Origin of the sequence: Actinomadura sp. CNU-125, assembly GCF_001942465.1 — a bacterium.
Taxonomy (GTDB): domain Bacteria; phylum Actinomycetota; class Actinomycetes; order Streptosporangiales; family Streptosporangiaceae; genus Spirillospora.
Window position 1 is genome coordinate 1 of record NZ_MKJY01000328.1, and the last position, 5,064, is coordinate 5,064.

7 protein-coding genes are annotated in these 5,064 nt (G+C 74.4%); 3 read left to right on the forward strand and 4 right to left on the reverse strand.

What is annotated here, in order from left to right; translation table 11 throughout:
* The 4 genes from BJF79_RS31260 to BJF79_RS31275 form a co-directional block, all read right to left on the reverse strand.
* The coding region (locus BJF79_RS31260) for a serine/threonine-protein kinase (RefSeq protein WP_143220443.1) at positions 1-496 on the reverse strand (496 nt) is incomplete at its 3' end.
* A gap of 87 nt (positions 497-583) precedes the next feature.
* Positions 584-1,933, reverse strand: coding sequence for a serine/threonine-protein kinase (locus BJF79_RS31265; RefSeq protein WP_075902830.1), 1,350 nt, complete (start codon positions 1,931-1,933; stop codon positions 584-586).
* A 52-nt stretch (positions 1,934-1,985) separates the two neighbouring features.
* Positions 1,986-2,948 carry a quinone oxidoreductase family protein gene (locus BJF79_RS31270; RefSeq protein WP_075902832.1) on the reverse strand — a complete coding sequence of 321 codons (963 nt, stop codon included), beginning with the start codon at positions 2,946-2,948 and terminating at the stop codon, positions 1,986-1,988.
* A gap of 112 nt (positions 2,949-3,060) precedes the next feature.
* Positions 3,061-3,699 (reverse strand): TetR family transcriptional regulator, encoded by a 639-nt coding sequence (locus BJF79_RS31275; protein WP_075902834.1) that lies wholly within the window; start codon positions 3,697-3,699, stop codon positions 3,061-3,063.
* Between the two features lie 304 nt (positions 3,700-4,003).
* Here BJF79_RS31275 and BJF79_RS31280 point away from each other — a divergent pair, with 304 nt between their 5' ends.
* From BJF79_RS31280 to BJF79_RS31290, 3 genes are all read left to right on the forward strand, one after another.
* Positions 4,004-4,276: a hypothetical protein gene (locus BJF79_RS31280; protein ID WP_075902839.1), complete on the forward strand. Its 273-nt coding sequence runs from the start codon at positions 4,004-4,006 to the stop codon at positions 4,274-4,276.
* 143 nt (positions 4,277-4,419) lie between these two features.
* Positions 4,420-4,695 carry a DUF6504 family protein gene (locus tag BJF79_RS31285; RefSeq protein WP_075902837.1) on the forward strand — a complete coding sequence of 92 codons (276 nt, stop codon included), beginning with the start codon at positions 4,420-4,422 and terminating at the stop codon, positions 4,693-4,695.
* A 4-nt stretch (positions 4,696-4,699) separates the two neighbouring features.
* A partial coding sequence (locus BJF79_RS31290; protein WP_143220445.1) for a PHP domain-containing protein occupies positions 4,700-5,064 on the forward strand: 365 nt, incomplete at its 3' end.

Sequence of the window (5,064 nt, forward strand, 5' to 3'; positions counted from 1 at the left end):
CGATGCCGAAGTCGATCACGCGGGGGCCGGTGGACGACAGCAGGACGTTCGCGGGCTTGAGGTCGCGGTGGACGATCCCGGCGCCGTGGATCGCGGCGAGCGCCGTCGCGACGCCGACGGCGAGCCCGTCCAGGTCGGAGCCCTGCAGCGGCCCGCGCTCCCGCACGGCCTTCTCCAGGCTCGGCCCGTCGATGTACTCGGTGACGACGTACAGCGGGTCGTGGTCCAGCTCGGCGTCCAGGACGGGCGCGGTGCAGAACCGCCGGACCTGCCGGGCCGCGGTCACCTCGCGCCGGAACCGCTCCCGGAACGACGCCTCCCCGGCCAGCTCCCGGTTGATCACCTTGACCGCGACGCGGCGCCCGCCGTCGTCCTCGCCCAGGTAGACGGTGCCCATGCCGCCTCGTCCGAGCCGTCCGGTCAGCCGGTAGGGGCCGAGCCGGTCGGGGTCTTCGGGGCGCAGCGCCTCGCCGTTCTCTCCTGGGTGCGTGGTCATCCTGATCCTGTGGGGGGAATGGGGGATCTGTCCGTCAGAACCCTAGCGGTCCTCGGAGGAATGGGACGTTCGAAGCCCGGCGATGGTTCAGCCGCCGCGCCGGGCGGGCGGCAGCGTCCGGAACGGCGGGAGCTTCTCGTCGGTGAGGCCGAACCCGTACGCGACGACGCGCGCCGACCAGCGCTGGCAGCCGACGACCATGCGGTACAGCGAGCGCGGGTAGCGTCCGATGAACGGGATGACCAGGCAGCACGGCAGCTGCACGAGCACCAGCGCCAGGTACACGAGCAGCATGACCAGCAGGTGCGGGATCACCAGGAGCACGCGCAGCAGCGGCAGCCAGCGCCGCGCGCCGCGCCACTCCTCGGGGTACGGCAGGTCGACCAGGACGGTCTGCTCGGCGCCGATCGCACCGTCCGCCGTCGTCTCCCGCTCCGCCGCGGGGACGGGCGACGGGAGCGGGACGGACGGCGCGGCGACGTCCGGGTCCGGTGCGGGAACCGGCGGCGGGACCGGATGCCCGCCCGTCGCCGTGCTCCCCGCCGGGGCGCCGGTGCCGTCGGGCCGCTGCCAGGTCGCCGAGACCGACTCCGCGAGCGACTCCGGGTCCGGCCGCTCCCGACCGACGAGCCGGGCGAGGACGTCCTGCGCGGTGGGGCGCTCGCGCGGGTCCTTGGTGAGCGCGGCGGCGACGATCTCCCGCAGCCGCGCGTCGAGGCCGTCCAGGTCGGGTTCCGCGGCGCCGATGCGGCGGAACGTCTCCGCGACCGTCGCGCCCTGGAACGGCGGCCGCCCCGTCCCGGCGAACGCCACCACGCAGCCCCACGAGAAGACGTCCGACGCCTGCTCGACCGGCCCGCCCTCCAGCACCTCGGGCGCGATGTAGGACGGCGTCCCGACGAACTGCCCGGTGCGGGTGAGGCCGTCGGCGGCGTCGAGGGCGCGGGCGATGCCGAAGTCGATCACGCGGGGGCCGGTGGACGACAGCAGGACGTTCGCGGGCTTGAGGTCGCGGTGGACGATCTCGGCGCCGTGGATCGCGGCCAGCGCCGTCGCGACGCCGACCGCGAGTCCCTCCAGGTCGGAGCCGGGCAGCGGGCCCCGCTCGCGGACCGCGTCGTGCAGGTTCGGCCCGTCGATGTACTCGGTGACGATGTACGGCGGGTCCTGGTCGAGTTCGGCGTCCAGGACGGGCGCCGTGCAGAACCGGTGGACGCGCCGCGCCGCCGTCACCTCCCGGCGGAACCGGGCGAGGAACGCCGGCTCCCCGGCCAGCTCGCGGTTGATCACCTTGACCGCGACCCGGCGCCCGTTGGGCTCGGCGCCCAGGTAGACGGTCCCCATGCCGCCCCGGCCCAGCCGCCCCAGCAGGCGGTAGGCGCCGAGGACGCGGGGCTCGTCCGGCGCGAGGGGTTCGGCTGTCGTGGTGGCGGTCATGGGGGCTCGGGCTCCTCTGATGATCAGCTTTGCGGGCCCAGCCTAAGCCCGGTCAGGGAGTGAGCAAGAGCTTTCCGGTGGTTCGGCGCCCCTCCAGGTCCGCGTGCGCCGCGCGGGCGTCGGCGAGGTCGTAACGGTGCCCGATGTGCACCCTCACCCGTCCGTCCGCGACCCACCGGTACACCTCGCCGGAACGTTCGAGCAGCTCATCGCGGGTCGCGGTGTGGTGCGCGAGCGTCGGGCGGGTGAGGAACAGCGACCCGGCGGCGTTGAGCCGCTGCGGGTCGAACGGCGGCACCGGGCCGCCCGCCGCGCCGTACAGCGCCAGGACGCCGCGCCGCCGCAGGCTCGCCAGGCTCCCGTCGAACGTCGGCGCGCCCACCCCGTCGTACACGGCCGCGACGCCCTCGCCGCCGGTCAGTTCCCGCACCCGGTCGGCGAACCCGTCGTAGCCGAGCACCGCGTCGGCGCCCGCCTCCCGCGCCAGCTCCGCCTTCTCCGGGGTGGACGCCGTGCCGATCACCCGGGCGCCGAGCATCGTCGCGACCTGCGTGAGCAGCAGCCCCATGCCGCCCGCCGCCGCGTGCACCAGCACGGTGTCGCCGTCCCGGACCGGGTACGTCGACCGGGTCAGGTAGTGCGCGGTCATGCCCTGCAGCAGGACGGCCGCGGCGTCCTGCGGGTCGACGCCGTCCGGCACCGGCACGACGGACTCCGCGGGGACGACGGCCCGTTCCGCGTAGGCGCCCTGCACGTTCGACCACGCCACCCGGTCGCCGACGGCGAACCCGTCCACGCCCGGGCCCACCGCGGCGACCGTCCCGGCGGCCTCCATGCCGGGCGTGTACGGGAGCGGCTGCGGGTACGCGCCCGTCCGGAAGTACACGTCGATGAAGTTGACGCCCGCCGCCGCGACGTCGACCAGTACCTCGCCGGGCCCCGGTTCGGGGTCCGGACGTTCCGCGGGCTCCAGTACCTCGGGGCCGCCGTTCTCCGACACGACGATCGCGCGCATTCCTGCTCCTCGATGATCAGCGGGCGTACGGACGCGGTAACCGCGCCCTCGCACGCGTTGTTCCACGTACGCGTTGTTCCACGTACGCGGCGGCAGATCCGCGTACGCGGCGTCAGATCCAGTCGTGGACGGTCGCGTCGACGAGCGCGACGGTCTCGTCGACGCGCGCGGCGATCGTCCCGGGGTCCCAGATCTCGCGGCGGGAGCACTCCTCGAACCCGACCCGGGTCGCCGCCGTGAAGAGCGCCACGACGAGCCGCGGCCGCAGGTCCCGGGCGGTGTCCACGCCCTCGCGGCGCGCGATCTCGGCGACCAGCGCGCCCTCCGACGCCGCGTACGCGATCAGCTCCGCCGACAGCAGCGCGGGCGTCGTCTCGATCACCTGCCGGATCCGGCGGAACCGGGCGACGTCCGCCTCGTCGCCCGCGGCGACCGTCTGCAGCACCGTGCGCAGCGCCTCGAACAGCGCGGTGAACGGGCGCTCCGCCGCGGGCCGTTCCGCCAGCGCCTCCTCGACGGCCCGGTACCGTTCCGAGACCTGGCTGAGGACCACGTCCTCCTTGGAGGCGAAGTACCGGAAGAACGTCCGCTGCGACACCGGGATCGCCGCGACGATCTCGTCGATCGTCGTCTCCTCGTAGCCGTCGCGCACGAACAGTTCGAGGGCGGCGTCGATCAGCGCCATCCGGGTCCGCCGCTTCTTGCGCTCGCGGACCCCGCCGCCGGAGCGTCCGGCCGCATCGGCGGTCATCGCTTGCTCCTCCTGCTCCCGGTGGTGCACGGGCGGTGCCCGCCCGCTCTCAAAGAGCTTGTATCACGGCGGCGCGCCCACCATGAACGTGATGTTTCAACTATTCGGTCGCGATTGGCGCGGCGACACCGTGCGTATCGGCCGCGCGGCCCCGGACCATCGGGCCGCGCGCCCGGAAAACATCGACCGTTCTCCGCGTTTTCCCTGCACAGACGGCCTCCACGGGCCATGCTGAGGTCGGTCACGGATCGTTGCCGGATGATGACTCAAAGTCACCGTCCGGCGGGATGGGTGGGTGATCGGCATGTCCGTCATCGGCGGGCAGGACATCGCGCGGGTGCGCCGCAGGCACCTCGCGGCGCTGGCGTACGAACTGGAGCTGCGCGGGCTGACCTGGCGGCTCGCCGGGCCGGGGGAGTCGGTGCTGAGCGTCCGCGGCGCCCGGTCAGGCCGCGGCGCCATGGTGGTCGCCACGCCGACCGGGGACGGCTGGGCCTACCTGTGGCCGTGCGGCGGCATGGCCGACGTCACCGCGGCGCCCCAGGTCGCCGACCGCCTGGCCCGCCTCCTCGGCTGACCCCCGCCCCCGGCGCCCCCCGGAGTGGGTCTGTGCGGGGGGCGCCTTGCCTCCGGCTTCGTGACCTCTCTAGACTCCCTTGCGAACGTATGTTCGATTGGCCGCATGTCTTCCCCCGTGCGGTGAACGCGAGGGGGAGGCAGATGACGCGCGTGTTCGGCGATCCCGTGGACGTCTCGGTGCGGGACGGACGTCCCGTCCGGTTCGTCCGGCGCGGCCGGTGCTACGTCGTGCGGCGGGTGCTGGAGCACTGGGTCGCGACCCGCGACTGGTGGCGCGAGCAGGATCCGGACGGCGACGTCCTCGGCGAGCGCGAATTCTGGCGCGTGGAAGCCTCCCCCGGCACCGAAACGGGGGTCTACGAGCTCCGATGTGACGTTTCGACGCAGACTTGGCTGCTTTCCCGGGTATGGGACTGACACGATGCATCTGCACGTCGCGTCCGCGTACTCGCTGCGCCACGGTGTCGCGCCGCCCGCCGCGCTGGCGGAGCGCGCCGCCGAACTCGGCATGGAGACGCTCGCCGTCACCGACCGCGACGGCCTGTACGGGGCCGTCCGGCACGTCCTGGCCTGCCGCGACGCGGGCATCGGCGCGATCGTCGGCGCCGACCTCGCCGTCGCGGGCGCGCGGCCGATCGTGGTGCTCGCCACCGGCGGCGCCGGGTGGCGGTCGCTGTGCCGGCTGGTCTCGGCGGCGCACGCGCCCGGCCGCCACGCCGTGCGCGGCGGCGGCCCGTCGTCACCCGGGAGCTGGTCGAGCGCGCCGACGGCCTCGTCGACCTGCTC